Annotated in this window: 5 protein-coding genes; 3 read left to right on the plus strand and 2 right to left on the minus strand. The window is 60.9% G+C overall.

Annotated features, from left to right (window positions below):
* Positions 1-195, minus strand: a 195-nt coding sequence (locus EN893_RS21160) for an FAD-dependent oxidoreductase (RefSeq protein ID WP_164900994.1), incomplete at its 3' end; no start/stop codon positions are given.
* Positions 196-358: 163 nt separating this feature from the next.
* Between EN893_RS21160 and EN893_RS21165 the strand changes: the two genes are divergently transcribed.
* Positions 359-1,012 (plus strand): 5-formyltetrahydrofolate cyclo-ligase, encoded by a 654-nt coding sequence (locus tag EN893_RS21165; protein ID WP_127269075.1) that lies wholly within the window; start codon positions 359-361, stop codon positions 1,010-1,012.
* Positions 1,013-1,157: 145 nt separating this feature from the next.
* Here the strand turns inward: EN893_RS21165 and EN893_RS21170 are convergent, their stop codons facing one another.
* On the minus strand, positions 1,158-1,631 hold the full coding sequence (locus EN893_RS21170; protein WP_127269076.1) for an Lrp/AsnC family transcriptional regulator: 474 nt from the start codon (positions 1,629-1,631) through the stop codon (positions 1,158-1,160).
* A 155-nt stretch (positions 1,632-1,786) separates the two neighbouring features.
* On the opposite strand from EN893_RS21170, the gene ald reads away from it, so the two are divergent.
* Positions 1,787-2,902: an alanine dehydrogenase gene (gene ald / locus EN893_RS21175; protein ID WP_023812057.1), complete on the plus strand. Its 1,116-nt coding sequence runs from the start codon at positions 1,787-1,789 to the stop codon at positions 2,900-2,902.
* A 206-nt stretch (positions 2,903-3,108) separates the two neighbouring features.
* Positions 3,109-4,218: outer membrane beta-barrel protein (locus EN893_RS21180; protein ID WP_128361753.1), on the plus strand; the 1,110-nt coding region annotated here is incomplete at its 3' end.

Genomic DNA, 4,218 nt, shown 5'->3' on the forward strand with positions numbered 1-4,218 from the left:
GTGGCGGATCGGCCAGGCAACCTCGGAGGTGGCCAGCGCCGTCGTCGCCACCTGATAGGGCAGCGGCTGGAAGAGGTGATGGTTGCGCTTGTCGATCATGGTGATACGCACCGGAGCGCCAGCAAGTGCACGGGTGAACTCGAGACCGCCGAAACCCGCGCCGACAACGACGACATGATGCCTGGCTTCATTCATTTCGTTCACCCCGATGGCAAGATTGGCTGTCCTGGATGTAGGTATTTTTGTGCAATGCAACAACAGATGGACGGTGCCCGAGACTCGTCGTTCCATGTCGTGAATGCACATGTTGTATCGTATCGCGAGGTATAGCGTCATCGAACACGCGATGAGGTGAGGCATGGCCAACGATCGTGACGACGATGCTCCGGCGCAGTATTCTTCGCCGCCCTGTTTCATGCACGAGCTCGATCCGGAATTCCGTGCGCCTTCGAGCGACTGGATCGATGTGAGACGCTGGCGCAAGGCCGAACGCGAACGGCTGATCGCTGCGCGTCTCGCCGTTTCGGCCGACGCGCGAGCGGTAATGTCGCAACGCATCGCCGATGGCCTCGACGCGATCATCGGCGAGATCGCCGGGCGCATGGTCAGTCTCTACTGGCCGTTTCGCGGCGAGCCGGATTTGCGGCCTTGGATGGCGTCCATAAACGAACGCGGCGGCCGCACCGCCCTGCCCATCGTCATCGACAAGGGGCACCCGCTGATCTTCCGCGCCTACAAAGCGGGCGACCGGCTGGAGAAAGGTGTCTGGAACATCCCGATCCCGGCCGAGGGCGATCCGGTGCTGCCGGACATCGTCATCTCGCCGATCGTCGGCATCGATCCCCAGAACTACCGCCTGGGTTATGGCGGCGGCTTCTTCGACCGCACGCTGGCAGCGATGCCGTTCAAGCCGCTGGTCATCGGCGTCGGCTACGAGCTGCAACGCATCGCGACCATCTACCCGCAGCCGCACGATATCCCGATGGATCGGGTGGTAACGGAGGCCAGCTAGTCCAGGCTGTGCTGAGATTCAGGTCAGGCCGAGTCGAAAATGGTCGCTTCCGAGAACGGGAGCGGAGCGTACTTTTCGTACGCGAGCACCGGAAGCGCAGGGAGCTACCATTTGCAGGCCGGCATCACCTGAATATCAACGCAGCCTAGGCCATTTCCGGCTTCATGCCCATGGCGGTCCTGTCGACGATTTCGCGTAGCGCAAAGGACGAATTGATTTTGGTCACATGCGGCATTGCCGACAGCCATTCCTTGTGGATGCGCTCATAGTCGACGAGATCCTTCGCCGCGATCCGCAGGATGTAGTCGTACTCGCCCGACATCAGGTGACAGGACAGCACGTTCGGGCAGCGTTTGATCGCCGCCTCGAAATCCGAAAGCGTCTTCTCGAACTGTCCCGACAGCGATATGTGCACGATCGCCGTCATCTGGTGGCCGAGTGCTGCATTGGAAAGCCGGGCATGATAGCCGCGGATGGTTCCGGATTTCTCCAGATTGTCGAGCCGGCGCGAACAGGCCGACTGCGACAGGCCGACCTTCTCGGCCAGTGCCGCATTGGGTATCCTGCCATCCTTCTGCAAAGCCTCGAGAATGGCGATATCAATCCTGTCGAGCCGCATTTTTCGTGAATCCTGCGAATATCCAGCTATTTCGCGCAACGATTATCGAAACCTGCCGGTTGGCGCAAGCGCATTCGCAAACACCTGCGCAACGATTCGTGGTTCACTCCATCCATACAGGGAACGAGCCCAAAGGGCCGGATCAGGAGAAGAAAATGCGCGTCGGCTGCCCCAAGGAAATCAAGAACCACGAATACCGCGTCGGCCTCACCCCCGGCTCGGTCCGCGAATATGTCGCCCATGGCCACGAAGTGCTGGTTGAGACCGGGGCCGGTGCCGGCATCGGCGCCGATGACAACGCCTATCGCGCCGCCGGCGCCACGATTGCCAAGACGGCCGCCGAGGTGTTCGCCAGGTCGGACATGATCGTCAAGGTCAAGGAGCCGCAGCCCAGCGAATGGGCGCAGCTTCGCGAAGGCCAGATCCTGTACACCTACCTTCACCTTGCTCCGGATCCGGAGCAGACCAAAGGCCTGCTTGCGTCCGGCGTGACGGCAATCGCCTACGAGACCGTGACCGACGACCGTGGCGGCCTGCCGTTGCTGGCGCCGATGTCGGAAGTTGCCGGACGTCTGTCGATCCAGGCCGGCGCCACGGCGCTGCAGAAGGCCAATGGCGGCCGCGGCGTGCTGCTCGGCGGCGTGCCCGGCGTGCTGCCCGGCAAGGTCACCGTGCTCGGCGGTGGCGTCGTCGGTCTGCACGCGGCCAGGATGGCGGCCGGCCTTGGCGCCGACGTCACCATCATCGACCGCTCGATCCCGCGCCTGCGCCAGCTCGACGACCTCTTCGCCGGCCGCGTCCACACCCGTTACTCGACTGTCGAGGCGCTGGAAGAAGAGTGTTTTTCGGCAGACATCGTCGTCGGCGCGGTGCTGATCCCGGGTGCCGCGGCGCCAAAACTGGTTTCGCGCGAAATGCTGTCGGGCATGAAGAAAGGCTCGGTGCTGGTCGACGTCGCCATCGACCAGGGCGGCTGCTTCGAGACCTCGCACGCCACCACTCATGCCGAGCCGACCTATGAGGTCGACGGCGTCATCCACTATTGCGTCGCCAACATGCCCGGTGCCGTGCCGGTCACTTCGGCCCACGCGCTCAACAACGCGACGCTGCACTATGGCCTGCAGCTTGCCGACAAGGGCCTGAAGGCGCTGGTCGACGATCATCACCTGCGCAACGGCCTCAATGTCCACAAGGGCAAGATCACCAACCGGGCAGTCGCCGAGGCGCTCGGCTACGAACTGGTCGAGCCGAAAGCCGTTCTCGCCGCCTGATTTTCGCGAGAACAGCTCCTTTCAATCCAGCCCGCCGGTTCCAAGCCGGCGGGTTTTTTCTTGCGAGCCTGTTTTTCAGGCAAAGCATGGCGTCGAAAGATGTGACGCAACGGCACTTTGCTCATCATTGTTGCATATTTGTCATTCCCGTACCGACCGACTCCCTGCTAGAGACATTCTGGGTTTACTCATTGGGGTACGGGCATATGTTCATTCGCACATCCGCGAAATCTTTTCTTCTTGGTGCTGTTTCTGCTGTGGCTTTGATGTCTGCTGCTCATGCAGCAGATGTCGTCCAGCCGGTAGAAGAAGCTGCCGGCTTTAACTGGAGCGGCCTCTACGTTGGTTTTGGCGTCGGTGCCGGTGCCAACGTACACGAGCTCGGCAGCGATTTTATTCCAATCTCGCTGAACGGCATTGGTGGCGAAGGCGTCTATGGTGAGCTGACGGTTGGCTATGACTATATGGTCTCGCCCCGGTTCCTCATCGGCGGTCTGCTGGACGCTCACGTGGGCAACATCAAGACCACGCTGGACATTACGGGGTTCGACGCTTCGATCAAGGAAACCTACGGTTTCGACGCTGGCCTGCGTCTCGGCTACCTCTTGACGCCGAACACTCTGGGCTACGTGCTGGGTGGCTATTCCTGGCAGAAGTACAAGCTCGATACGAACGCCGGCTTCGACTTTGATTGGGATCAGAGCGGGTATTTTGTCGGAGGTGGCATCGAAACGGCCATCAACAGCAATTGGACGATCAAGACTGAGTATCGCTATACGGGCTTCGGGACCAAGGACGATCTTCTTTCCGAGGCTGGCATTGTCGGAGTACCGGACGGTCTCCTGAATCTTGACACCTCGCGCCATACTTTCCAGATCGCAGCCAATTACCGTTTCGGTGCACAGAACGGCGGCGGCGCTGCCTTCGAGACGCCAGCCTACAACTGGACCGGCTTCTATATCGGTGGCGCTGGTGGCGCCGGTGCGTCCGTGCATCAGATCAACGTTCCGCCGCTCGGCGACCTGGAATTCAATGGTCTCGGTGGCGAAGGTGCCTTTGGTGAACTGAACGTCGGCTACGATCATGACTTCGGCAGCTGGGTCGCAGGCGTCATGGTCGATGCACGCTACTCCGGCATGACTTCCAAGCTGGATCTCGGCGGCGGGTCGATCAACGTCGATACCGACTATGGGTTCGATGTGCTGGGCCGCGTCGGCATGAAGATGAACGAATCGACCCTTGCCTATGCGCTTGCCGGCTACAGCTGGCAGCATTTCGATCTGAACGCTTCCGACCCGATCGGCGACATTCTCGAC

It is taken from the genome of Mesorhizobium sp. M7A.F.Ca.CA.004.04.2.1 (assembly GCF_004022825.1).
In the GTDB taxonomy this organism is placed as follows: domain Bacteria; phylum Pseudomonadota; class Alphaproteobacteria; order Rhizobiales; family Rhizobiaceae; genus Mesorhizobium.

Coding starts and splice junctions, on each gene's coding strand:
- EN893_RS21170 (WP_127269076.1), bottom strand. CDS start 1,631: ATGCGGCTCGACAGGATTGATATCGCCATTCTCGAGGCTTTGCAGAAG.
- ald (WP_023812057.1), top strand. CDS start 1,787: ATGCGCGTCGGCTGCCCCAAGGAAATCAAGAACCACGAATACCGCGTC.
- EN893_RS21165 (WP_127269075.1), top strand. CDS start 359: ATGGCCAACGATCGTGACGACGATGCTCCGGCGCAGTATTCTTCGCCG.